This is a genomic window from Arthrobacter sp. K4-10C, from assembly GCF_059090085.1.
The window spans coordinates 161230-183940 of the sequence record NZ_JBNHFI010000004.1; the positions used below are offsets into that span (position 1 = coordinate 161230).

The following is a 22711-nucleotide window of genomic DNA, read 5'->3' on the forward strand; positions in this document are numbered from 1 at the left end:
CGGCCCGGCCGTTTCCGTTCCGTCCTCCAGTGGGCGGGGCGCGTTGTCAGCCGATGATGGTGCGGATGGGGGACCCGGCCAGCCAGGCCGTTACGTCCTCGAATGCGCCGCCGTAAAACTCCCGGTAGCTTTCCTGGGTGACATAGCCGAGGTGCGGGGAGAGGACAGTGTTCGGAGCGGCCAGCAGCGGATGCCCGGCGGGCAGCGGCTCCTCATCGAACACGTCAAGGGCAGCCCCGCGGATCCAGCCCTGGTTGAGTGCCCGGATCAACGCGTCCTGGTTCACCAGCGGACCCCTGGCGGTGTTAACCAGGATCCCTTCGGGGCCCAGAAGCCGCAGCTCCTCCTCGCCCACGGTGTTCTCGGAGCGCGAAGACAGCCGGAGGTGGAGCGTGGCCACATCGGAGACCCGGAACAACTCCTCCTTGGACACCAGTCGGGCCCCGGACTCCGCGGCCGCTTCATCCGTCAGGTTCTGGCTCCAGGCCACGATGTCCATGCCGAACGCCCGCCCGTAGCCGGCCACGCGGCGGCCGATCTTCCCGAGTCCCACGATGCCCAGCGTCTTGCCTGCCAGCTCGAATCCCACGGTGGATTGCCAGGTTCCCGCGCGCAGCGAGTTTTCTTCCGCAGGCAGGTGCCTCGCGGCTGCGAGGAGGAGGGCCCACGTGAGTTCCGGTGCGGCGGTGGGCGAGCCGGGCGTGCCGCAGACCGTTACTCCGTGCTCCGCCGCAGCGGCAACGTCGATGGAGGCGTTGGCCATCCCGGTGGTCACCAGGAGCTGGAGGGCCGGCAGTTTCTCGAACACCTCCCGCGGGAACGCCGTCCGCTCCCGCATGGCGATCACAATGGCCACGTCAGCAAGAGCCGAGACCAGGGCGTCCCGGGACGCAAAGGGTTCCCGGAACGTGGTCACAGTGACACCCTCGGCTTCAAGCGCGGCCCAGTCCGCGAAGCCGTGCGCCACGTCCTGGTAGTCGTCAAGGATGGCAAGGCGGTGCTGCATGGAGATGTCCTTAATCCCGGAGTTCCTGGCGTGATGTTCATCGTATGGCAGGGCACCTTCCGGAACGCCGAAACTCGCACAACTGCACGGCGTGATAGCAATGGACGTGATGAAATCCCCGCGCACCCCATTCTTTCCAGCCGCATGAGCGGCCGGACCCTCGCCCGGATTCCCGCCAGCTGGATCCTGCTCGCCTGTATCGGCCTGCTGGCGTTGAACCTGCGGGGCCCGTTCGTTGCGGTCGCGCCGGTGGTTGGCCTGATGCAGGCGGAGCTGGCATTCTCGCCCGTCATGCTGGGCCTGCTGACCAGTATTCCCGTACTCTGCTTCTCCCTTGCGGCGCCCCTGGCTTCCCTGGCGGCGAGGAAGTTCGGTGCCGAATTCGCGGTGACACTGACCATCCTCGGCGTGCTGGCTGGGGTGCTGGTCCGTTCGGCCGGCGGCCCGGCCCTGGTGGTGGCCGGGACGGTGCTGATCGGCGTGGCTATAACTGTCGGCAACATCGCCGCCCCGCTGATTGTCCGCCGTGACTTCGCCCCTGCCCGGCAGGGGACCGCGATGGGAATCTACACCGCGGCGCTGAACATTGGTTCGTTCCTGACGTCGGTGGTGACGGCACCGCTGGCGGATGCGGCGGGGTGGAGGTTCGCGCTGGGTTCGGTAGCGGTCCTGGCCGTGGGGGCCATCGTGGTCTGGACCCTGGCGGTGGGTCCCCGCGGTGCCTTCTTGGCTGCAGGCGGGGACGGTAGGGACAGCAAACTGCCGCCTGTCACAGGACTAGGGTGGACAACCGCCGGACTGACGGCGGGCTTCGGCGGGCAGGCCTTCTCGTACTACGGAGTCACTGCCTGGCTGCCAAGCTACCTGCACGATGAGCTTGGCATGTCCGTCTCCGAGGCCGGCGCTGCCGCGTCCATTTTCCAGATTCTTGCGATCGTGGGCGGCCTGGGTGTCCCGTTTGCTGCCAAGTATTGGGGCGCGACGGCGGTGGCGGTCACCGTGGGTGCTCTATGGCTGACTGTTCCGTCGGGGCTTCTGCTGGCGCCGCAGCTGTGGTGGCTGTGGTCCGTTTTCGGTGGGATCGCCCAGGGCGGGGGCATCACTGTCATCTTCATCGCCATCATCCGGCTGGCGCGCGACCAGGCGTCGGCGGCCCGGATGTCCGCGACGGTCCAGGGCCTGGGCTACGCCCTTGCCGCGGTGGCGCCGCCCCTGGTGGGCCTCGTGCACGACGTCTCGCGTTCCTGGACGCCCGCCCTGCTGGTCATTTTGGTGTCCGTGCTGGCGTTCTTCGCCGGGACCACCCTCTCCGTGCGGAAGGTGCCGAAGGGTCGCTGAGGTGCGTCCCCCGCGTCGTAATCCCCCTTAACCAAGCCCGCGAGATGGCACTTGATGGCAATATCCCTGGAACATTGCCTTAAATGCCATCTCGCGGAAGGGTGGTGGTTCCGCCGCCGGGCCGGCTCTCCGGATTTCGGAGGTGCCTGTTGCGATAGGGCGTGCCGGCCCGGCGGACGGAAATCTCTAGAGTGCGGTCACCGCGGGTTATGCGGCCGCGAGCTCTTCGACCGTGGCCTTTTCGCGGGCTTCGGTGAGGTAGCGGGCGTAGGCGGGGAGGGTGAGGAAGGATGGGAAGTCCTGGGCGAGGGTGACTTCTTCGAAGATGTCGCGGGCGTCTTCGAAGCGGTCGCCGTCGAAGCGTTCGAGCCTTGCGAATTCCTCGTCGAGGAGTTCTTCGACCCAGTGGTGGGTGATGATTTCGCCGTGGTCGGTAATGGCGCGGGCGTAGATCCACTGCCAGAGCTGGGAGCGGGAGATTTCGGCGGTGGCTGCGTCTTCCATGAGGTTGTGGATGGCGACGGCGCCGTTGCCGCGGAGCCAGGATTCGATGTAGCGGATCCCGACTTCGATGTTGTTCCGGATGCCCTGTTCGGTGATGGTGCCGTGCAATGAGGCGATGTTGATCAGGGCGCGGTCGTCGGGGGTGACGTCCTCGCGGAGTTTTTCGAGCTGGTTGGGCTTTTCACCGAGGATGCTGTCGAACACCTCGCGGCACACCGGGACGAGGTCGGGGTGGGCTACCCAAGAGCCGTCAAAGCCGTCGTTGGCCTCGCGGGTCTTGTCCGCGCGGACCTTCTCGAAGGCGTTGGCGTTCGCTTCGGCGTCCTTGCGGTTGGGGACGGCTGCTGCCATGCCGCCGATGGCCATGGCGCCGCGCTTGTGGCAGGCGCGCACGAGCTGTTCGGTGTAGGCGCGCATGAAGGGTGCGGTCATGGTTACCTGGGCCCGGTCGGGGAGGACGAACCGGGGGCCGCGGGTGCGGAAGTTCTTGATGATGGAGAAGATGTAGTCCCAGCGGCCGGCGTTCAGGCCGGCGGCGTGGTCGCGCAGTTCGTAGAGGATTTCCTCCATTTCGAAGGCTGCGGTGATGGTTTCGATCAGTACGGTGGCGCGGATGGTGCCCTGCGGGATGCCCAGGAGGTCCTGGGCCAGGATGAAGATGTCGTTCCAGAGCCGGGCTTCGAGGTGGTTTTCGATCTTGGGCAGGTAGAAGTAGGGGCCTTTGCCTTGGGCGAGGAGGCGGCGGGCGTTGTGATAGAAGTAGAGGCCGAAGTCCACGATGCCGCCAGCGACGGGTTGGCCGTCGATGAGCAAGTGCTTTTCGGGCAGGTGCCAGCCGCGGGGGCGCACCACGATGGTGGGCAGGTCGCCGGCGGGGCGGAGCTTGTATTCCTTGCCTTCCTCGGTGGTGAAGTCGATCCGCCGCTCCAGCGCGTCGGTGAGGTTCAGTTGGCCCTTGATCACGTTCCGCCAGGTGGGGGTGGAGGAGTCCTCCATGTCCGCCAGCCAGACCTTGGCGCCGGAGTTCAGGGCGTTGATGGTCATCTTTTTGTCCACCGGGCCGGTGATTTCCACCCGGCGGTCCTCCAGGCCGGGGGCCGGTGGAGCGACCCGCCAGGAGGTGTCGTTGCGGATGTGCTCGGTTTCCCGGAGGAACCGTGGATCAGCGCCGGCAGCGATCTCAGCCCGCCGCATTCGACGGGCCTGCAGCAGCTCCTGCCGCCGCTCGGCAGTGGCACGGTGCAGCTTGGCAACGAATTCCAGGGCGTCCGGAGTAAGAACCTCGTCCTGCCGGCAAATGGGCTGCGCCGTCAGGTTTATGCCGTTGATGGTGAAGCTGTCAGTAAAGGTATTCATTGCAAGTCTCCTGGTACAGGCCCAACTGGGTAGCAGTAGATGTCGTTTTGAGCCTCCAAAACGACACCTGCTGCTACTTACTTGGGAGGGGGCCACGGCCCGGGTTCCCTCGCGAGCTTGCGAGCGGAGGGCGCGGCTGGGGATTAGTGGAACTGGCCCTCTTCGGTGGATCCCACGAGGGCGAGGGTGGACGCGTTCGGGTTGAGCGCTGTGGCGATGTCGTCGAAGTAGCCGGTGCCGACTTCGCGCTGGTGCTTGGTTGCGGTGTAGCCGCGGGATTCGGAGGCGAATTCCTTTTCCTGGAGTTCGACGTAGGCGCTCATGCCTTCGCGGGCGTAGCCGTGAGCGAGGTCGAACATCGAGTAGTTCAGGGCGTGGAAGCCGGCCAGGGTGATGAACTGGAACGTGAAGCCCATGGCACCGAGTTCACGCTGGAACTTGGCGATGGTGTCGTCGTCCAGGTGCTTGCGCCAGTTGAACGACGGCGAGCAGTTGTAGGAGAGCATCTGGTCCGGGAAGTCTGCCTTGACGGCTTCGGCGAACTTGCGGGCCAGTTCCAGGTCCGGGGTGCCGGTTTCCATCCAGATCAGGTCCGAGTAGGGGGCGTAGGCCTTGGCGCGGGCGATGCAGGGTTCGATGCCGTTGCGGACCTTGTAGAAGCCCTCGGCGGTGCGCTCCCCGGTGATGAATTCCTGGTCGCGCTCGTCCACGTCCGAGGTGATCAGGGTGGCCGCCTCGGCGTCGGTCCGGGCGATCACTACGGTGGGGGTTCCGGCGACGTCGGCAGCGAGGCGGGCGGCGTTCAGGGTGCGGACGTGCTGCTGGGTGGGGATGAGCACCTTGCCGCCGAGGTGCCCGCACTTCTTCTCCGAGGCGAGCTGGTCCTCCCAGTGCACACCGGAGGCGCCGGCCTGGATCATGGACTTCATGAGCTCGTAGGCGTTCAGCGGCCCGCCGAAGCCGGCCTCGGCGTCGGCAACGATCGGGACCAGCCAGTCCTGGACGGTCTGGACACCCTCGGCGAACTCGATCTGGTCGGCGCGGAGCAGGGCGTTGTTGATCCGGCGGACAACGGTGGGGACGGAGTTGGCCGGGTAGAGGGACTGGTCCGGGTAGGTGTGGCCCGAGTTGTTGGCGTCCGCGGCAACCTGCCAGCCGGAAAGGTAGATGGCCCGCAGGCCTGCCTTGACCTGCTGCACTGCCTGGTTCCCGGTCAGGGCGCCCAGGGCGTTGGTGTATTTGCCTTCCTTGTGCTCTTCGGTGAGCTGATTCCACAGCTTCTCGGCGCCGCGGCGGGCCAGGGTGTGCTCTTCGGAGACGCGGCCGCGGAGGCGGACGACGTCGGAACCTGAGTAGTCACGGGTCACACCTTCCCAGCGCGGGTTGGCGGCCCACTCGAGCTCCAGTGCCGCGGCCTGCGTGCTTGCGGTGTCCTCGGCGGACGGCTGCCGGGTGGGCTCAAATGCTGCAGTCATCGTTGATCTCCTTGATTGAGCTCCGGAGTTGGTAGGTGGGAACCGCGTCGTTGAGGTTCCCACCGGCTTTCCGGTGCGGTGTTCTTTCCGTGTGAACCACTTTTCAGCACTTTCAACCCCCTATCTAGAGAAAAAGGGTGGAAAGAAATGCAGTTCTTCGCGTATTCTGCAGAAATGTCACCTTCAAGCTGGAGCAGGGAAGCTTCGCAACCGCCTTCCACCAACACCCCGGAACTGGACATCATCAGCCTGGGCCGCCGTGTGCGCTATCTGCGGAAGCATGCCGGGCTGACGCTCGATGACCTGAGTGCCGCCGTCGGAACCGCGCCAAGCCAGCTGAGCCTGATTGAGAACGGCAAGCGGGAACCCAAACTGAGCCTCCTCCAGCACCTGGCGGGCGCCCTGAACGTCAGCATTGACCAATTGCTTGGCGCGGAGCCTCCCAGCCGCCGGGCCGCCTTGGAGATCGAGCTCGAACGCTACCAGCGCGGACCCCTCTATGAATCCCTGAACCTGCCCAGAATCCGCATCAGTTCGCGGCTTCCGCTCGATGTGCTCGAGGCCCAGGTGGGGCTCCTGCACGAGCTTGAACGCAAGATGAACGAGCAGGTGGCAACTCCTGAGGAAGCCCGCCGCGCCAACGGCGAACTGCGTGCCATGATGCGGGAGCGCGGCAACTACTTTCCGGAGTACGAAGCTGAAGCGCAGAAGGTCCTCAAGGAGGTGGGGTACACCACCGGCCCGCTCAGCCAGCATGTGATTGCGGACATCGCCGCGCACCTTGGTTTCGCCCTCCACCACGTCAGCGACCTGCCGCATTCCACGCGGTCTGTGACGGACTTGAAGAACCGCAGAATTTACCTGACGCAGAGCCAACGGCAGGACCACGACCCGCGGTCTGTGCTGCTCCAGGCCCTGGGCCACTATGTTCTGGGGCATGAAACGCCCCGCAACTACGGCGATTTCCTGGCCCAGCGGGTGGCCACCAACTATTTCGCAGCTGCTCTGCTCCTGCCAGAGCAGGCCACGGTGGAATTTTTGCAAAAAGCCAAATCCGCGAAGGAAATTGCGGTGGAGGACATCCGCGACGCATTCGCCGTCTCCTACGAGACCGCCGCGCACCGCTTCACCAACCTCGCCACCAAGCATCTGGGCGTCACCACCCACTTCCAGAAGACGCACCAGAGCGGCATCATCTACAAGGCCTACGAGAACGACGGGGTCAACTTCCCGCAGGACCACACCGGCGCCATCGAGGGGCAGCCATCATGCAAGGCCTGGACGTCGCGCGCCGTCTTTGATGTTCCGGACAAGTTCAGCGCCTACAGCCAGTACACCGACACGCCTTCCGGCACGTACTGGTGCACGGCCCGTACCGAAAAGTCGCCGAGCGGTGAGTTTTCCTTGAGCATCGGGGTGCCGTACCAGCACGTGAAGTGGTTCCGCGGGCGGGAGACGACCGCGCGGGCCACCTCCAACTGCCCGGACCCCAACTGCTGCAAGCTCCCGCCGGAGTCGCTCACGTCCGAGTGGGCAGGCAACGCGTGGCCCTCCGCCCGGGCCCACTCCCACCTCCTCGCCGCCATGCCGCCGGGGGCCTTCCCCGGCGTGGACGAGACAGAGGTGTACAGCTTCCTGGAGGCGCACTCCCGCAGCTGATGCAACCCCCGATGCCCTCGGTTATCCATGCAGTGCCCGGTACGCATCTGCTGCGGCCGGGTGCAGCGGGATGCCGGCCGTGTTGATCAGCGTCTCAGGGCTGAGGAACTGGACGCCCAGGCTGGACCGCGGGATCAGCTCGCCGGCATGGTGGACCAGCAGCTGGACGGTACGCTCCACGGTTGCCGCATCCAGGTCGGCCCGGCACAGCAGGAGGTTGGCGGCGCCCACCGTCCACACGGGCGGAACGCCGGGATAACTGCCCTCGGGAATGAGCACCCGGTCATACTGTGCGCCGTGGCGTTTGCGCAGCTCCGGCAGCAGCGCCGAAAGGTCCAGCAGCGCCACCGCCACCTCCTGCTGGGCAGCTGCGATGGCGGCGGTAGGCACTCCACCGGACCAGAAGAGGGCATCCACCGTGCCCGCCTTCAAGGCGGCCAAGCCATTGTTCAGTCCAAGGCTTACGACGGCGACCGTCCCCTCCGCGGCCGCGTCGCCATCCGCTGAGGTGCCCAGGCCAGCAGCCGAAAGGATCCGCGGGGTGGTCAGCGACGTTCCCGACCCGGGCTGGCCGACAGCCACCGTCCGGCCCGCAAGCTGGGAGAGTTCCACGATTCCGCTGTCCCGGCGCACCACACAGTGGACGTAGTTTTCATAGACCTTGCCAAGGGCCGCCACCGGCGCCGCGGCCACGCCGGGTTCCGGGGTTGCGCCAGCTGCATCGGCGAGGGCGACGGCGAACGTGGCCCGGCCGGCGCGGAGCTCCGCCAGGTTGTCCAGGCTTCCGCCCGTGGATACCGCCGTGGCGCGGCCCGCCACCCCATGGCGCTCCAAAGACGCGGCCAGGAGGGTGGAGAACTCAAGATAGAACCCGCCAGGCTCACCGCCGGCCACGGTCAGCAGGTCGGGCCGGGTTCCGGTGCAGGCGGTCAGGGCCGCCGGCAGCCACAGGGCCACGCCGGCTCCAAGACCGGCCTTCAGGAATGCCCGCCGCGAAGGAGCCGATGCGGGTGATGCGCCGTCAGCCATGGACCGGGCTCCCTTCCGGACCGGAAACCGTGCGGGAATCAGCCGGGGAAGTTGCCGGGAATTCCAGCCGGGCGGACAGGCCGTGGGGCGCGGCCGGAGCAAGTACCAGACGGCCGCCGTTGGCTGCGGCAAGCTCACCGACGATGGTCATGCCGAGCCCTGTTCCGCGCACTGACGCGTGCCGCGGTGCGCGCCAAAACCTCCTGACGGCAGCGGCGCGTTCCTGTCCGGAAAGGCCCGGGCCGTCGTCGGAAATTTCAATGGTCACGGTGGCCTGCTGCACGTGGACGGCGGCGGTGACAGTGGACCCGGGCGCGTACTTGATGGCGTTGGTAAGGAGCTCTCCTACCATCTGGCCCAGCTCGGCAGGGTGGCACGGAATCTCGGCCGGCGGTGTGGGGGATTCGGCCAGGACCAGGCGGCACCCCGCACGCTCCGCTGCCGGAGCGGCGCGGTCAACCTCCCCCTGCAGCACGGGAAAAGGGTCGATCGGCCCGGCCGCCGGCCGGGCATCGTCATTGAAGGAACGCGCTGAATCCTCGGAGGCCCGGTGCTCCGCGGCTGCCAGCTTCAGCACGCCGTCCAGGATTTCCTCCACGCGTTCCAGTTCCGCCATCACATTGCTGGCGGCTTCGTGCTCGCGTGCAGTCTCCAGCTCCAACTGGAGCACGTCCAGCCGCAGCCGCAACGCCCCAATGGGATTCCGCAACTGGTGCGAGGTGTCCGCGATCAGCTGCCGCTGCGACTCGATGCTGCCGCTCACCGTACGCGCCATGGCAGTAAAGGAACGGCTCAGTTCCCGCAGTTCCGGCGGGCCATCCTCCGGCAGGCGGCCGGCCCGGCCCGTACGGGCAAGCTCAGTCACTGCCGAATTCAGCCGGAGGACCGGCCGCAGTACCCAGGCCGTGACCCGGGCAGCAGCCAGCAGGAGGACCGCGGCAAGTCCGACGGCGGCAGCCCCGACCAGGAGCCAGCGCTCACGAAGCTTCTGCCGTGCCGTGTCCAGGTGGACGTCCAGGACCACGCCGCCCAAAACCTGGCTGGCGCTGCCGAACGGGCGGAAGATCAGTTCCGAGCCGGATCCGAAAGGCTCCAGCGGGGCAAGGCCAGCATCAGTGATGTTAAGTCCGGCCCGGGACAGCGCGTCCTGCACATCGGCTCGGTTGCCGTCCAGGCTGCCGGACGTCAGGATGCCCTGCTGCAGCCGCACCACGATCCCTTCTCCGTAGAGGTTGGAGTAGGTGTCCATTTCCCGTTGCAGCCGTACGGCGTCCCCGTCGGTGGCAGCGTCAAAGGCCACCTGTGCCAAGCGGTTCAGGGACGCTGCCCTGTTGATCTGGACTTCCTGCGTGAGTTCCCGGGCAGCCGATCCAAGAATGGCGCCGGAGACCAGGAAGACCACAAGGAGGCACAGCACGCTGAGGACCCCAAGGACACGCCGCCTCACGCGGTGTCCGCTTCCACCCGATAGCCCACGCCGCGGACGTTGATAATGAACCCGGGTTTCTGCAGTTTGGCGCGGAGCCCGGTGAGGTGGACATCGAGCGACCGTGAAGAAGCCAGGAAGGCGTCGCCCCAGAGGGAGTCCAGGATCTGCTCGCGGGTCACCACCGAGCCCGCATGCCGGGCCAGAAGGGCCAGCAGGTCGAATTCGGTGGCGGTCAGCGGCAGCAGTTCCGCGTCCTTTGCCGCGGTGCGCCGGTCCAGGTCGATCTCCAGGTCGTCGAGGACGATGGTGTGCGGAGCGCTTCGGCTGCCGCGCCGCACGCGCCTGGTCACGGCTTCGATCCGTGCCAGCAGTTCAACCAGTTTCACCGGCTTCACCAGGTAATCGTCGGCGCCGGAGCGTAGGCCGAGCACCACGCTGCGTTCGTCGTCGCGCGCTGTGAGGATCAGGATGGGACAGTCCGTGACCAGTCGGAGCTTTCGCAGCACCTCCAGTCCATCCATGTCAGGAAGGCCCAGGTCCAGGAGGATCACCTGGAAATCCCGGTGCGCCAGCAGGGCATCGGCGCCGCGGGAAACCCGGGTCGCCTTCAGGCCCGCCGTTGCCACACCCGCTGTCAGGGCGCCGGCCATGGCGTCGTCGTCCTCGACGATCAGCACGTCCATTGCCATGTTCCTTGTCCTTAAGCCGGGGTTGAGCCGCCCCCGCCATTGGAGACTACCTTCTGGCAGGCGCATTTGCCCGGCCGTGCCGGAATCCTAAGGAAGTGTTAGGAAAGCCGCCTCCGCGTTGGCTGTGCCCTGGATCACCCATAGCTTAGGTGGGGTCCTCCGCGCTTTCAGGAGACAGTTCACCCAAGGAAGGTTCATTGATGAGCACCGAACAAGCAGCGCCGCCGAACACTGCGGTCCATAACGGGGCGTCCCTCACCGAGGCGGCCCAGACCCGCAGGGCCGTGGGGAACATCCTCAAAGGCTCGGCCGGCAACCTCGTGGAGTGGTACGACCTCTACGTCTATACCGTCTTTGCCGCCTACTTCCAGGCGCACTTCTTCAATTCCAAGGACGACCTGCAGGCCGGGCTGGAGGCAATGGCTGTCTTCTCGACGTCGTTCCTCATGCGTCCCATCGGCGCCTGGTTCTTCGGCCGGTACGCGGACCGCAACGGCCGCAAGGCTGCCCTGACCCTCAGCGTGACGCTGATGTCCGCCGGGTCCTTCGCCATTGCCATACTGCCCACCCAGGACGTCATTGGCATCTGGGCCATGGTCCTGCTGGTGCTGGTCCGCCTGCTGCAGGGCTTCTCCGTGGGCGGCGAGTACGGCACCAGCGCCACCTACATGTCCGAGGCAGCAACGTCCCGCCGCCGCGGCTTCTTCTCCAGCTTCCAGTACGTGACCCTCGTGGGCGGCCAGATGCTGGCGCTGCTGGTCCTGGTGATCCTGCAGAACACCGTCGGCGGCGATGCGCTCAACGAGTGGGCCTGGCGGATTCCGTTCGCACTGGGCGGCGTGGCGGCCCTGGTGGTCCTCTGGCTCCGCCGCTCAATGGAGGAAACCGTCTCTGCGGACCAGATCCGCGCTGCCCACGTCCAGGTGGCAGGCGAAGCACAGCCGGGGACACTCAAGCTGCTGTTTACCAGCCACTGGCGGCCGCTGCTGATCTGCATCGGCGTCACCCTGGGCGGAACGGTTGCCTTCTACACGTACACCAATTTCCTCCTGAAGTTCATGAACGATACGTCCGGCATCGCGAAGACCGATACCTCCGTGATCAACTTCTGGGCGCTGTTCATTTTCATGCTGCTTCAGCCTGTGTATGGCCTGATTTCGGACAAGATCGGCCGCAAGCCGCTGCTCCTCTGGTTCGGCATCACCGGTGTGCTCTTCACCTGGCCGCTGCTCTCCACCCTGTCCGGCACCAAGGATCCGTTCACGGCGTTCCTGCTGATGATGGGCGGCCTGCTGATCGTGGGCGGCTACACCTCCATCAACGCCCTGGTGAAGGCCGAGCTTTTCCCGGCCTCCATCCGTGCCCTGGGCGTCGGCCTGGGATACGCCATCGCCAACTCACTCTTTGGCGGCACGGTTCCGCTGATCGGGGCGGCGCTGCAGAAGGCGGGCGAGGTGGAACTCTTCTTCAGCTACGTCACCGGTGCCATCGCCATTTCGCTGGTCGTCTACATCTTCGCGCTCAAGAACAAGAAGGCCACGCACCTGGACAGGGAGCAGGGCGACGCCTGGGCCGCAGCACCAACGGACGACGGCGGCGCGCTGGCAGGTGCCAAGCGCTAACCCCGGTGCGGCGCCGGCGGTGTTGACCGCGGGCGCCGCATGCCGCCGTCGTAATTTCCCGCTGTAGTTTCCCGCCGGCGCTGCTCGCGGCCGCAAAGGCCCGGGCTGACGTCGTCCACATGATCCGGCCTTCGCTGTGGCGTGACCGAAACGACCGCAAACCGTGACCCTTCCGGCATCGCCCCCGCATCAGGCCTGCTGCTTCACTGGAAGCACCCGGCCCGTGGTTGCCGGGACAGCGGCGGCTCAAGGGGGATGACATGAATGTGCCACGGCGTGCGGTGTTAGCAGTGCTGGGCCTTGTGGCTGTGCTTCCCGCTTGCTCAGCCGCGCCTCCTGACCTGGTGACAGCCCCCGGCGTGGAGCGGGTTTCGCTGGATGCGGACGCCTACCCGCAGGAGCTCGAAACCCTGCGCACGTCCGCCTACACGCTGGGCGCGGCCCTCTTGGCCGACGGCGGGGACGGCTCCGGCGGAAACATCGTCGCATCACCCGGCAGCCTGCTCATCGCGCTGCTGATGCTGCGGTCCGGTGCGGCGGGCGGGACCGCCGCGGAACTGGACCGCGTCCTCGCCCTTCCCGGCACCAGCCGGGACGAAGCCGCCAACGCCCTGCTCGCCGCCGTCGAGAAGTACGACGGCGATCCCGGCTCCGTTGACGAGGACAACCCGCCACGGAAGCCCGTCATCCATCTTGCCAACGGGCTCTTCCTGGACAGGAACACACCGGCTGGTGAGGGTTACCTGGACACCCTGGCCCGGCACTACGGCACTGGCGTCCACATGCTGGATTTCCGGGACCGGGCCGCTGCGGAACCGGCCATCGACGCGTGGGCGGACAGGAATACGGGCGGACGCATCAAGAAGGCACCGGCTCCCTTTGATCCGAGGAACACCTTCAGCCTGCTCAACGCCGTCTATTTCGCCGCAGCGTGGAACACGCCCTTCGACCCTGCCGACACTATGGACCGGCCATTCACCACCGGAACCGGTGAGGTGGCCAACGTGCCCGCCATGAGCCAGACGGCAAGCATGAAGTACGCCGCGGGGGAGGGGTGGCAGGCGGTGGACCTTCCCTATGCGGAAGGCGCCGTGATGCGCCTGGTGCTGCCGGAGGCCGCTGCCGGCAATTCTGCATCTCTCCTGAGCGTGGCTGGACTCGGCCGGATCGACGCGGCGATGGAGTCCGCCACTGTGCAGTCCGTAGGCATCACGCTGCCCCGCTGGGACCACAAGAGCAGCTTTGACCTCCGGAAAGTCCTGGAAACCATGGGCCTGTCACGCACGCTCAACACCGAGACCGACTTCGACGCCATCCAGCCGGGCCTGAAGATCACCCAGGCTGCCCAGTCCGGAAACATCACCGTGGCAGAGAAAGGGACCGTGGCGGCTGCCGTCACCCAGATCAACGGGCGGGCGGTCAGCGGGCCTCCGGAGCCGAACGTCTCGCTCGTTTTTGACCGTCCGTTCCATTACCAGGTCGTCCACAACGGGACAGGGCTGCCGCTGTTCATGGGCACAGTGGCGGACCCGCGCTCCTGACCGGCGCAGGCGGTCAGGGCCTAGCGCGGGCCGCCCTGCCAGAGGGCGTCAAAGGGCGCCCCGGACGCCAGGCGGTTCTGAATCCCGGCGGTCACAAATTCCTTGGCGGCGCGGGCGGCCTCCAGCGGTGACGCACCCTTGGCCAGTTCGGCGGCCACGGCGGCAGCAAGCGAGCAGCCGGCCCGGACACGGCCACCTCGCCCACCTTCGGTGCGGTCAGGACCTCCAGCGTCTGGCCGTCGTAGAAGACGTCGACGGCGTCCGGGCCTTCCAGCCGCACGCCGCCCTTGGCCAGGACTGCTGCGCCGCTGAGCTCGTGGATGCGCACGGCGGCTGCCTTGAGGGATTCGACGTCGGTGATCTCCAGCCCGGACAGCGACTCCGCCTCGAAGTGGTTGGGCGTCACGAAAGTGGCCAGCGGCAGGATCTGCGCCTTGAGGGCCTGGTCCGTGTCCAGGCCGTGGCCCGGTTCCTGGCCCTTGCAGATCAGCACCGGGTCAAGGACAACGTTCCCGAACCTGTTGTGCTGGAGGGCGGCGGCAACAGTGGCGATGGTGGCGGGGCTGCCCAGCATCCCGATCTTCACGGTGTCCAGAACGGAAGGTGCGCCCGACGCCGGACCGTAAGCCGCCGTCGTCGCCTCCAGCTGGTCGGCGATCACCTGCTGATCCACGGGCACGAAGCGGTGGTTCCAGCTGTCCGTGGGGTTGAAGGAGACGATGCAGGTCAGGTTGGCGATGCCAAAGACGCCCAGTTCCTGGAAGGTCTTCAGGTCGGCCTGAGCGCCGGCGCCGCCGGTGGCTTCGGAACCGGCGATGGTGAGCACCACTGCCGGGCTGGTGGCGGGCGACGTTGCATCAGCGGAAACGGAAGTCATGGTCCCATCCTGCCATCCGCTGTCGGCCGCTTTCCCTGTGTGGCCGCACAGCGGCGCCTGTCCCGGGGTGTTCAGGGCCACAAGGGGAGCATCCTTACCCGGCCGGACGTCCGGGTCATACCCCTCGTTGAGGCCCGCCCCGCCATCGTTCTCGTTCCCGGCAGCGCCCTGGTCCAGGCGTACCAGGCGCCAGACCGCGAGCCTGCCAAGAGCCAGGGCCGCACCGCCGGTGAGCGATGCCCAGCCGGCGAAGGCCAGCAGGTAGTCGGGCCGAGGCGAGGGGCTGGCGGCGAACAGGGCGAAGACCAGCCCCAGGGCGGCCCCCATGCCGGCGAACGCGGCAACGTGGAGCCACTGGTTCCGGACGGGATGGAGCAGGATCCCAAGCGGCGCGCCAAAGCAGAACGCCAGGGCGATTGCAGGCAAGGCCCCCCAGAGAACCGTCATCACCAGGGCGGGCCAAAAACCCGTCCAGTTGCCCACCAGGAAAGCCAGCACGGTGGCACAGAACAGCAGGCTCACCAGCGCCCCAAGGGCCAGCGCGCCGGTGCCCAGCACCACCCGCCGCGGCCGGCTCACGCGGTTCCCTTCGCGATCTGGAGCAGCGCGCCTCCCAGCTCTGGCTGGCTGTACACGAACCCGGAATCCAACAGTTTCTGCGGCTGCACCCAGCGGCTCTTGAGCACGAGCTCCGTCTCGGTACGGATCAGGAGTGCCCCGGCCCGGAGCAGCCACGCAGGGGCGGGAACGCCGAACCGTGCCCCGTACGCACGGCGGACCAGCTGCATGAGTTCCCGGTTGCTCACCACATCCGGTGAGGCAACATTGACCGGCCCGGTGATGTCCGTGCGCGCATGCAGGAACCGCGCGCACCGGTACAGATCCTCAACGTGGACCCAGCTGAACTTTTGCGTGCCCTCGCCCATGTGGCCGCCGAGCCCCAGGCGGGCCAGGTTGGCAAACGGGCGCAGGGCGCCCCCGCCGCGGCCCAGGACAATGGCGATGCGGAGCGGGATTTTGCGGGTGTCCGGAGTGAGGGCGGCGTCCAGTTCCGCCTCCCAGGCCTTGGCCACATCCACCGAGAAGCCGGCCCCCAGTTCCCCGTCATGTTCTGTTTGCGGGCGGTCCCGGGCGTCCCGGTAGATGGTTCCGGTGCTGGCGTTCAGCCAGGTCGACGGCGGCTGCGGGCATTGGGCGATGGCCCGGCCCAGTGCTGCGGTGGTGGATACTCTGGAGCAGAGGATGGCTGCCTTGTTTTTCGCGCTGTAGCGGCACGAGACGGACCGTCCGGCGAGGTTGATGACCAGGTTGGCGCCGTTGAGCACCCGGGCGATGGCGCCGTCGTCGTCCCATGATGCGGCTGCGGTTGCGGAGGCGGCCTTGCTGCCGGCGGCACCAGCCCGCTTCACGGTCCGCGCCCGTCCAATGACCCGCACGGTCCAGCCGTCCTGCTCAAAACGGGTGCGGAGGTACTTGCCGATGAACCCTGAGGCTCCGGCGAGCACCACTGTCTTTGACCTGGTCATGCTTCTCCCCCGGTGGTTTGTTGCTGGCTGCCGGCTATGCACGGATGCTCCGGCTCAGGCTGAGGATATCGTCGAGGACCTTGCCCACCCCAGGGACGCGCGCCATCGAGAGCACTTTGGCGATCAGCGGGACGCCGCCGTCCACAAGCTTCCTGGTGCGCTGCTGCCCCTCGGAGGTGTCATAAACCCAGAAGAGCGTGATGCCCATGTAGCCGAGCCACAGGAGCTCCGGAAGTTCGGAGCGGAACTTCTGTGGCGGCTTCGGCCGGGCGCCCTCCACTGCAGCCCGGAAAATCCCGAGCGAGGCTTCCCGGGCCGCGGCGGAACCTGCAGCGAAGGGGTTGACCGGGGAGGTGGGCCGGATGGCGGTGGTGAGGAAGTCTGCGCCGAAGCGGTGGTACGGGCCCATGGCGTCCAGCCCCGCGTGGAGGGTGGCGCGGAGCCGGCTGCTGAAGTCTGTGGCGGTATCCATGGCAGCCGCCGCTTTTGCGGCGTGCTCCTCCTGGACCTGCAGGTACAGTTCCTGGACCAGGTCGTCCTTGGAAGCGAAGTAGTAGTAGGCATTGCCTACCGAGATTCCCGCTTCTGCCGCGATGGCCCGCATGGTGGTCCTGGTGAAGCCGACTTCGCGGAACATTTTCAGCGCGACATCGGCCACAAGCTTCCTGGTCTGCCCGCTTCTGGCTGTCATGGTTCCCCCAAATATTTGAACATGTTCAATACAGAGTATTGCACAAGTTGAACGTGTTCAGTCTGCTGCCTCCAGTCCAGCCGGGGGCGTGGGAGAATGGGTCGACAGTGCTAATACAGCCGGCCTTCCGCCCTCAGTTCCGGACACCGAGCGAACCACTTTGAAACGGACTTCCTATGTCATCTGCCTCAGGCCAGAACGCCGTGCCCCAAACAGCCGCCTCCCCGGGCGCGCCACGATTCGCCTCCATCGGGTCCCCGTACTTCGGGATCATGCTCGCGGTCATGGCCGTGGTGCTGATCCTGTCCAACATCGGCGCCTCCAAGGGTGTGGTCCTGGGACCGGTCATCACGGACGGGGGGTTCTTCCTGTTCCCGCTGGCCTACATCCTGGGCGACGTCATCAGCGAGGTGTACGGCTTCAAGGTGGCACGGAAGGCGATTTTCACCACGTTTGCGCTGTCAGTGTTTGCCTCGCTCTGCTACTGGGTGATCATCGCCCTGCCCGGTTTCGACGACGAGTTCGGGACTGCCAAGCAGGCTGCCCTGGAGGGTGCCCTGGGTCCGGTGCCGCAGATCGTGCTGGCCTCCCTGCTCGCGTTCCTTGCGGGCCAAACCATCAACTCGTGGATCCTGGTCCGGATGAAGGCCCGCACGGGGGAGAAGTCCCTGTGGGCCCGGTTGATGGGCTCTTCGGGGGCGGGAGAGTTCGTGGACACCCTGATCTTCTGCAGCATCGCAGCGTCCGTCATCGGGATTACCGATTTCGCGACGTTCCTGAACTACGTGGTGGTGGGCTTCGTGTACAAGACGCTGGTGGAGTTCATCCTGGTCCCGGTCACGTCGCTGGTGATCGGCTGGATCAAGAAGCGCGAACCCAGCTACGGCGCTGCCGCACCGGACACAGCCTAGGCCCGCGCCGCGCGCAGACCCTTCGCACGCCGGGGACGCTGGAACGGTGCGGGTACGCCGGAACGTTTCAGCGTCCCGGAACCGTTCCGGCGATTCCGACGGCGGCGGCTGCCTGGGACGGGGTCCGGTGCCTGAGCGCGTCCAGGATCCGGTTCTTAAACTCCTGCTCCCTGAACAGGTCCCGCCATTCAACCCGGACGAAGAGCCAGCCGGACTCGGTGAGGGCCTTTTCCCGGCGCCGCTCCTGGAACAGGGCTTCGCCGGTTGGCTTGTAATCGAAGTACTTGACCTTGCCGTCGAACTCGAGGGCCACCAACGCGTCCTTCCAGGCGAAGTCCAGCCGGTGCCAGCCCAACCGCGTCCGGACCTCGACCTGTGCGTCGGGCATGGGCAGCCTCAGCCGGGCGAGCAGCTCCCGGGTCAGAGTTTCTCCGGCCGATTCGGCGCGGGCGTCCGCGTTGGCCAAGGCCATCCGGAGGTTCCTTACACCGCGGCGTCCTGAAAGACCGCCTGCCATGGCCTCCATCAGGGCCAGATCCGCACCGAGCCGAAGTGCTTGGTCCATGAGGACCAGAGCCTTGCGGTAGTCAAGCATCATGGCGCAGTCCACCACTGTCCGTTCGAGCGTGGTGACCCTCAGCGCGCCAATCCTGGTCACCTGCTGATCCGGGTACGGGCGGGCGTGACCCCGTACGTCGCTGCCGAGGCGTTCACGTGACGGCGACACCCGGAGCAGGATGTGGACCAGGTCATCAACATCCCAGAGGAAGAGGCCGTGGAGGCGCGCGGCCGAGGTGTGGCTATAAACAAAGCTGCCGGTCGACGTCGTCAGCGTTCCATAGGCATGCGCATGGATCAATTGCACGCTGCGCACAGAGGCGGACTGTTTCTCCCACACCGCAGCGCGGATGTAGCATCCCCACCGCAGGCGGACCAGTTCGCCCTGGTTCACGAGGCGGCGGATGGCCCGCGAATGCAGTCCTTCCGCGTGCAGCTGGCCTGTTCGCCAGAGGCTTCCCGTAACCGGAAGCCGGGGACTTTGTGCTTGAGGCTGTGTCATTCACCCAGACTCCGGTGGACGGCCTTCCGGGGCGAGGCCCCGCCGTCGTTATGTGGATAAGCGGGGACGCTGGAACGGTGCGTGCACGCGGGAACGTTCCAGCGTGTCCGCACCATTCCAGCGAGTACGACGGCGGCAGGCGGCGAAGTGCCGCCGGTAAGGGGAGTCGGGGTGGGCTAGGAGTAGTACCGGCCCAGGGTTTCGGCCTTGAAGTCGAAGAACGTGCCGGATTCGATCGCCAGCCGGGCGTCATCCACCATCTTCACCACGAACCGCTCGTTATGGATGGAGATCAAGGTGGCGGAGAGCATCTCCTTGGCCTTGAACAGGTGGTGGATGTAGGCCCGCGAGTAATGGGTGCAGGCGTAGCAGTCGCAGCCTTCCTGCAACGGCCCGAAGTCGCGCTTGTACTTCGCCCCGGACAGGTTGAACCGGCCATACGGCGTGTAGAACGCGGAGTTCCGGGCAACGCGGGTGGGGGAGACACAGTCGAAGGTGTCGGCGCCGTTTTCTATGGCGGTGAAGATGTCGTCCGGCTCGGAAATGCCCAGCAGGTGGCGCGGTTTGTCCTCCGGCAGCTCCTCGTTGCACCAGCGGACAATCGTTCCGAGGTTCTCCTTCTCCAGCGCCCCGCCGATCCCGAACCCGTCAAACGGCATCGCACCCAGGTCCCGGCAGGCCTTGCGGCGCAGGTCCTCGTACTGCGCGCCCTGGATGACGCCGAACAGCGCCTGGTACGGCTTCCCCACGCGTTCGCTTGTCAGCCGGAAGTGTTCCTCGATGCAGCGCAGCGCCCACAGCCGGGTCCGTTCCAGGGACTCCTCCTGGTAGCCCCGGGAGTTTTGCAGCGTGGTCAACTCATCGAAGGCGAACATGATGTCCGCGCCGATCCGGTGCTGCACCTGCATGGAGATCTCGGGGGAGAACCGGTGCCGGTCCCCGTTCAGGTGGGACTTGAACCAGACGCCGTCGTCGTCGATGTGGGCCAGGCGCTCCTTGCCCGGCGCCACGGCGTCATCGGGTCCGGGTGCGCCTGCGGCAGCAACCGTCTTCATGTCGATGACCTTCTTGAAGCCGGAGCCCAGGCTCATGACCTGGAATCCGCCGGAGTCGGTGAAAGTCGGCCCCGGCCAGTTCATGAACTGACCCAGCCCGCCGGCCTCGTCCAGGATGTCCGCGCCGGGCTGCAGGTACAGATGGTAGGCGTTGGCGAGCAGCGCCTGCGCACCAAGGTCCGCCATCGATTCCGGCAGGACGGCCTTGACCGTTGCCTTGGTCCCGACGGCGATAAAGGCCGGCGTTTGGATCTCCCCATGGGGGGTGGTGATGGTGCCGGTGCGGCCCTGGAATTCCCCGCCGTTGCCGGTGACCTGGGCGGCCGACGGCGGGCACGAGTCAGCCAGCCGGGTGCCTACCGTGAAGGAAAACTCTGACTGACGGGCGGGCAGCGCGGAAACATGCGAAGGAGCGGAAGCGGGGTTGGCTGGCACCGTACCAGTGTGCCAGCAATCAGCGCGGCGCCAGGTTAATCAGCTTACCGGCGCGGATGTGGAGTAGTGGTCGGAGCGCCAGGAGTCCCAGGACGAACGGATGGAATCAACCTTGGCCGCGCCCAGGTCGTAGGTGGAGACGATGACCATGGACCCCTCACCCTCTGCGCGCACGTCCTTGATTGCGGGATGGTCGGCCACCACCAGGAGGCCCTCCCCGTGCTCCGCGTAGCTGTGGACCGTGAGCCCCACCTGGTGGCTTGTCCGGTACCAGACCTTGCCGCTGATCTCTTCGCCGGTGCCCAGGGTCAGCTGGTAGGACTCACCGGGGGCCGGCAGGTCCGCCAGTCCGAGTTTGTCGATCGCGGAACCCTGCCCCTCGGTCAGGTGCAGGAAGAGCGTGTGGCGCTTGCCGTGCGGGTGGCGCTCCAGGGCAAAGCGGAGCTGCTGCAGAAACGTCAGCCAGCCCTGGGTGATGTCCTCGTCCCAGGCCGCCCACTCCGAGTTGTGGTCCAGGGCCCCGCGCGTGACGCTGACCTGCGTGCCGCCCGGAACAGGGCGGAGTTCGAACGTGTCGCCGCCGTGCACGGTCAGGCTGGTGTGGTCCGGGGCTTCCTCCACGTCGCCGGAGAAGTAGATCTCCTTGATCTCGGCGTCCAGGTCCTCGGCCTGCCAGCCATGCCATTGGGCCACCTTGGACGGTTCACGCAGCATGGTCCAGACCTGCGGCGCGTCGGCGTTAATCACTACGCTGAGATTGTTCGTCATAGCCCCGAAAATACTACTCCGGCCCGGCCCCGGGTAGGGGCAATTTGCTCAGGAGCGGACGGCCTCGAGTTCGTTGCTGATCCGGCGCTCCAGCTCGGCCATCCCGATCGTCTCGGACCCGCCGTGCGCCCGCAGGAACAGCAGGGATTCGAGCCGCAGCAGCCGCCATTCCCGCTCGGCGTCGTGGTTCGAGTTGTCGATGGAACGGAAGATTTCCTTGTCGTACAGGTTGGGCTCATTGAGTGAGCGCTGGCGGACCTTGGCGGCCATCCTCGCCTTGAACGGGTCCGTCTCCTGGTTTTCCGGCGTCCGGATCAATTTTTCGTACACCGCTGCGCGCTCGTTCTGGCCGTCTTGCCGGCAGATGTAGCTGGCCAGCGCCAGGGAGGCTTCCACCGACGCCCAGCGTCCAGGGTTTCCGTCGTACGGGAGGACGGTGAGGAGGTCGGCAACCGCCAGCGCGCTGTTGGCGTCCTTGAGCGTGATGAAGAGTTCGTGCGCGAGGTCGCTGAGGTCCTTCAGGCAGCTTCCGGACTTGAAGTTGACACCCTTGGACAGCCTGTCGGTCAGCAGCAGGACGCCCGTCGCATCCGGATGCGCCTCCGCCGTGGCTTCCACCACCGATTCCGGGGTGCCGTCCGCTGCCGGAATCAGCGCGAGTTCTTCCTCGCTGGGTCCGTTGACGGCAGGCGGGACGGGCGGCAGGGGAGGCACGACGACGGCGGGCGCCGCCACCGCGGATGCCGCCGCGCCGCCGGGCTGCTCCTGTCCGGAGCCAGCCGGGAGCGGAGTTCCGGGTCCGGGTTCGGCCGCCTGCGGGTTTTCCGCCTGTGGTGCGGCCGCGAGCGAAAGGCGTGTCACGCCGTCGGACGCTGCCTCGGACTCAGACTCGACAGTGGTGACCATGCTGCCCACGGCAATGCGCAGGGTTCCACCGCCGGACAGGCTGGCGAGCACCAGCGCGGGGGAGCCGAAATCGTCCCGTTCAAGCTCCACCTGGTGGATTTCTGCCGTCCGTTCACCGTCCGGCAACAGGATGAGGCTGCCGGTGGTCAAGGATCCAGCCTGCAGTTCACGATGGTTCCGGGCGGCTGGTGTTTCGGTCATGGGAGTCCTTAGGTTCTCTTGCGGTCCGCCGTCCAGTCTACAAAGGCGGTACCTGTATCCGGGGACCCCCAAGTTCCCGGGAGGATGTCAGGAGCCTACGCCGGCAAATGCGAGGGCCTGGCGGATCAGTCCGCCGCGGCCGCCGGAAAACTCCATCTGGACGCCGGGGCTGAGGACTTCCTCGGGCGTCATCCAGGTCAGTTCCAGGGCGTCCTGGCGGGGCTCGCATTCGCCCGTGACAGGGATGACGTACGCCAGTGACACGGCGTGTTGCCGGTCGTCCGTGAAGCCCGTCTGGGACGGCGCCGGGAAGTACTCGGCCACAGTGAAGGGGACCGGGCTGATGGGCAGCTGCGGGAACGCCAGCGGCCCCAGGTCCTTTTCCATGTGCCGGAGGAGGGCGGCGCGGATGGTTTCGCGGTAAATGACACGGCCCGACACCAGGGACCGGACCATGGTCCCGTCCTCGTCGGCCTGCAGGAGGGTGCCCACTTCGTTCACGTAACCCAGCGGATCCAGCCTGACGGGCACTGCTTCCACGTACACCATGGGCAGCCGCCCGCGCGCCTCAAAGAGGTCTTCTTCGGAAAGCCAGCCGGGATTCGGGTCAGGTGTGCGCACGTTCATGCTTAA

At 66.5% G+C, this 22711-nt stretch carries 18 protein-coding genes and 1 pseudogene; 5 read left to right on the forward strand and 14 right to left on the reverse strand.

Features of this window, described 5'->3' with window-relative positions; all coding sequences use genetic code 11:
* Positions 1 to 46 precede the first annotated feature (46 nt).
* Positions 47 to 1006, reverse strand: coding sequence for a D-2-hydroxyacid dehydrogenase family protein (locus tag AC5RUU_RS06970; RefSeq protein ID WP_493974482.1), 960 nt, complete (start codon positions 1004 to 1006; stop codon positions 47 to 49).
* Between the two features lie 144 nt (positions 1007 to 1150).
* Here AC5RUU_RS06970 and AC5RUU_RS06975 point away from each other — a divergent pair, with 144 nt between their 5' ends.
* Positions 1151 to 2344, forward strand: a complete 1194-nt coding sequence (locus AC5RUU_RS06975) for an MFS transporter (protein ID WP_493974483.1) — start codon at positions 1151 to 1153, stop codon at positions 2342 to 2344.
* Positions 2345 to 2551: 207 nt separating this feature from the next.
* On the opposite strand, the gene aceB is transcribed toward AC5RUU_RS06975, so the two are convergent.
* Positions 2552 to 4204: a malate synthase A gene (aceB, locus tag AC5RUU_RS06980; RefSeq protein ID WP_493974484.1), complete on the reverse strand. Its 1653-nt coding sequence runs from the start codon at positions 4202 to 4204 to the stop codon at positions 2552 to 2554.
* 143 nt (positions 4205 to 4347) lie between these two features.
* Positions 4348 to 5679: an isocitrate lyase gene (aceA, locus tag AC5RUU_RS06985; RefSeq protein WP_493974485.1), complete on the reverse strand. Its 1332-nt coding sequence runs from the start codon at positions 5677 to 5679 to the stop codon at positions 4348 to 4350.
* A 147-nt stretch (positions 5680 to 5826) separates the two neighbouring features.
* On the opposite strand from aceA, the gene AC5RUU_RS06990 reads away from it, so the two are divergent.
* On the forward strand, positions 5827 to 7338 hold the full coding sequence (locus tag AC5RUU_RS06990; protein WP_493974486.1) for a helix-turn-helix domain-containing protein: 1512 nt from the start codon (positions 5827 to 5829) through the stop codon (positions 7336 to 7338).
* Between the two features lie 21 nt (positions 7339 to 7359).
* Here the strand turns inward: AC5RUU_RS06990 and AC5RUU_RS06995 are convergent, their stop codons facing one another.
* The 3 genes from AC5RUU_RS06995 to AC5RUU_RS07005 are packed head-to-tail and all read right to left on the reverse strand — an operon-like array spanning position 7360 to position 10479.
* On the reverse strand, positions 7360 to 8367 hold the full coding sequence (locus AC5RUU_RS06995) for a TAXI family TRAP transporter solute-binding subunit (protein WP_493974487.1): 1008 nt from the start codon (positions 8365 to 8367) through the stop codon (positions 7360 to 7362).
* Positions 8360 to 9814, reverse strand: coding sequence for a sensor histidine kinase (locus tag AC5RUU_RS07000; protein ID WP_493974488.1), 1455 nt, complete (start codon positions 9812 to 9814; stop codon positions 8360 to 8362). Before AC5RUU_RS07000 ends, AC5RUU_RS06995 begins: the two co-directional genes overlap by 8 nt.
* Positions 9811 to 10479, reverse strand: coding sequence for a response regulator transcription factor (locus AC5RUU_RS07005; RefSeq protein ID WP_493974621.1), 669 nt, complete (start codon positions 10477 to 10479; stop codon positions 9811 to 9813). Before AC5RUU_RS07005 ends, AC5RUU_RS07000 begins: the two co-directional genes overlap by 4 nt.
* Before the next feature lie 206 nt (positions 10480 to 10685).
* Here AC5RUU_RS07005 and AC5RUU_RS07010 point away from each other — a divergent pair, with 206 nt between their 5' ends.
* A complete protein-coding gene (locus AC5RUU_RS07010; protein WP_493974489.1) occupies positions 10686 to 12107 on the forward strand; it encodes an MFS transporter in 1422 nt (473 codons plus the stop codon).
* A gap of 260 nt (positions 12108 to 12367) precedes the next feature.
* Positions 12368 to 13648: a serpin family protein gene (locus tag AC5RUU_RS07015; RefSeq protein WP_493974490.1), complete on the forward strand. Its 1281-nt coding sequence runs from the start codon at positions 12368 to 12370 to the stop codon at positions 13646 to 13648.
* A 20-nt stretch (positions 13649 to 13668) separates the two neighbouring features.
* Here AC5RUU_RS07015 and AC5RUU_RS07020 read toward each other — a convergent pair.
* The 3 genes and pseudogenes from AC5RUU_RS07020 to AC5RUU_RS07030 form a co-directional block, all read right to left on the reverse strand.
* A pseudogene (locus AC5RUU_RS07020) lies at positions 13669 to 14525 on the reverse strand (hydroxymethylpyrimidine/phosphomethylpyrimidine kinase).
* Between the two features lie 575 nt (positions 14526 to 15100).
* Positions 15101 to 16051, reverse strand: coding sequence for a TIGR01777 family oxidoreductase (locus AC5RUU_RS07025; RefSeq protein WP_493974491.1), 951 nt, complete (start codon positions 16049 to 16051; stop codon positions 15101 to 15103).
* A 34-nt stretch (positions 16052 to 16085) separates the two neighbouring features.
* Positions 16086 to 16742 carry a TetR/AcrR family transcriptional regulator gene (locus AC5RUU_RS07030; RefSeq protein WP_493974492.1) on the reverse strand — a complete coding sequence of 219 codons (657 nt, stop codon included), beginning with the start codon at positions 16740 to 16742 and terminating at the stop codon, positions 16086 to 16088.
* A gap of 176 nt (positions 16743 to 16918) precedes the next feature.
* On the opposite strand from AC5RUU_RS07030, the gene AC5RUU_RS07035 reads away from it, so the two are divergent.
* On the forward strand, positions 16919 to 17653 hold the full coding sequence (locus AC5RUU_RS07035; protein WP_493974493.1) for a queuosine precursor transporter: 735 nt from the start codon (positions 16919 to 16921) through the stop codon (positions 17651 to 17653).
* A gap of 67 nt (positions 17654 to 17720) precedes the next feature.
* Here the strand turns inward: AC5RUU_RS07035 and AC5RUU_RS07040 are convergent, their stop codons facing one another.
* The 5 genes from AC5RUU_RS07040 to AC5RUU_RS07060 form a co-directional block, all read right to left on the reverse strand.
* Positions 17721 to 18713, reverse strand: coding sequence for a type IV toxin-antitoxin system AbiEi family antitoxin domain-containing protein (locus AC5RUU_RS07040; RefSeq protein WP_493974494.1), 993 nt, complete (start codon positions 18711 to 18713; stop codon positions 17721 to 17723).
* A gap of 176 nt (positions 18714 to 18889) precedes the next feature.
* A complete protein-coding gene (gene tgt, locus AC5RUU_RS07045; protein ID WP_493974495.1) occupies positions 18890 to 20203 on the reverse strand; it encodes a tRNA guanosine(34) transglycosylase Tgt in 1314 nt (437 codons plus the stop codon).
* A gap of 39 nt (positions 20204 to 20242) precedes the next feature.
* Positions 20243 to 20971, reverse strand: coding sequence for an SRPBCC family protein (locus tag AC5RUU_RS07050; RefSeq protein WP_493974496.1), 729 nt, complete (start codon positions 20969 to 20971; stop codon positions 20243 to 20245).
* A 48-nt stretch (positions 20972 to 21019) separates the two neighbouring features.
* Entirely contained in the window at positions 21020 to 22078 is a 1059-nt protein-coding gene (locus tag AC5RUU_RS07055; protein WP_493974497.1) for a DUF6707 family protein, read from the reverse strand.
* A gap of 87 nt (positions 22079 to 22165) precedes the next feature.
* The gene (locus tag AC5RUU_RS07060; RefSeq protein WP_459793545.1) at positions 22166 to 22705 is read right to left on the reverse strand and encodes an NUDIX hydrolase family protein; all 540 of its coding nucleotides are present in this window, start codon (positions 22703 to 22705) and stop codon (positions 22166 to 22168) included.
* Between the last annotated feature and the right edge of the window lie 6 nt (positions 22706 to 22711).

What these genes read in the sequence shown, in the direction of transcription:
- AC5RUU_RS06970 (WP_493974482.1), bottom strand. Translation starts at nt 1,006, where the DNA reads ATGCAGCACCGCCTTGCCATCCTTGACGACTACCAGGACGTGGCGCAC.
- AC5RUU_RS06975 (WP_493974483.1), top strand. Translation starts at nt 1,151, where the DNA reads ATGAGCGGCCGGACCCTCGCCCGGATTCCCGCCAGCTGGATCCTGCTC.
- aceB (WP_493974484.1), bottom strand. Translation starts at nt 4,204, where the DNA reads ATGAATACCTTTACTGACAGCTTCACCATCAACGGCATAAACCTGACG.
- aceA (WP_493974485.1), bottom strand. Translation starts at nt 5,679, where the DNA reads ATGACTGCAGCATTTGAGCCCACCCGGCAGCCGTCCGCCGAGGACACC.
- AC5RUU_RS06990 (WP_493974486.1), top strand. Translation starts at nt 5,827, where the DNA reads ATGCAGTTCTTCGCGTATTCTGCAGAAATGTCACCTTCAAGCTGGAGC.
- AC5RUU_RS06995 (WP_493974487.1), bottom strand. Translation starts at nt 8,367, where the DNA reads ATGGCTGACGGCGCATCACCCGCATCGGCTCCTTCGCGGCGGGCATTC.
- AC5RUU_RS07005 (WP_493974621.1), bottom strand. Translation starts at nt 10,479, where the DNA reads ATGGACGTGCTGATCGTCGAGGACGACGACGCCATGGCCGGCGCCCTG.
- AC5RUU_RS07010 (WP_493974489.1), top strand. Translation starts at nt 10,686, where the DNA reads ATGAGCACCGAACAAGCAGCGCCGCCGAACACTGCGGTCCATAACGGG.
- AC5RUU_RS07015 (WP_493974490.1), top strand. Translation starts at nt 12,368, where the DNA reads ATGAATGTGCCACGGCGTGCGGTGTTAGCAGTGCTGGGCCTTGTGGCT.
- AC5RUU_RS07025 (WP_493974491.1), bottom strand. Translation starts at nt 16,051, where the DNA reads ATGACCAGGTCAAAGACAGTGGTGCTCGCCGGAGCCTCAGGGTTCATC.
- AC5RUU_RS07030 (WP_493974492.1), bottom strand. Translation starts at nt 16,742, where the DNA reads ATGACAGCCAGAAGCGGGCAGACCAGGAAGCTTGTGGCCGATGTCGCG.
- AC5RUU_RS07035 (WP_493974493.1), top strand. Translation starts at nt 16,919, where the DNA reads ATGTCATCTGCCTCAGGCCAGAACGCCGTGCCCCAAACAGCCGCCTCC.
- AC5RUU_RS07040 (WP_493974494.1), bottom strand. Translation starts at nt 18,713, where the DNA reads ATGACACAGCCTCAAGCACAAAGTCCCCGGCTTCCGGTTACGGGAAGC.
- AC5RUU_RS07050 (WP_493974496.1), bottom strand. Translation starts at nt 20,971, where the DNA reads ATGACGAACAATCTCAGCGTAGTGATTAACGCCGACGCGCCGCAGGTC.
- AC5RUU_RS07055 (WP_493974497.1), bottom strand. Translation starts at nt 22,078, where the DNA reads ATGACCGAAACACCAGCCGCCCGGAACCATCGTGAACTGCAGGCTGGA.
- AC5RUU_RS07060 (WP_459793545.1), bottom strand. Translation starts at nt 22,705, where the DNA reads ATGAACGTGCGCACACCTGACCCGAATCCCGGCTGGCTTTCCGAAGAA.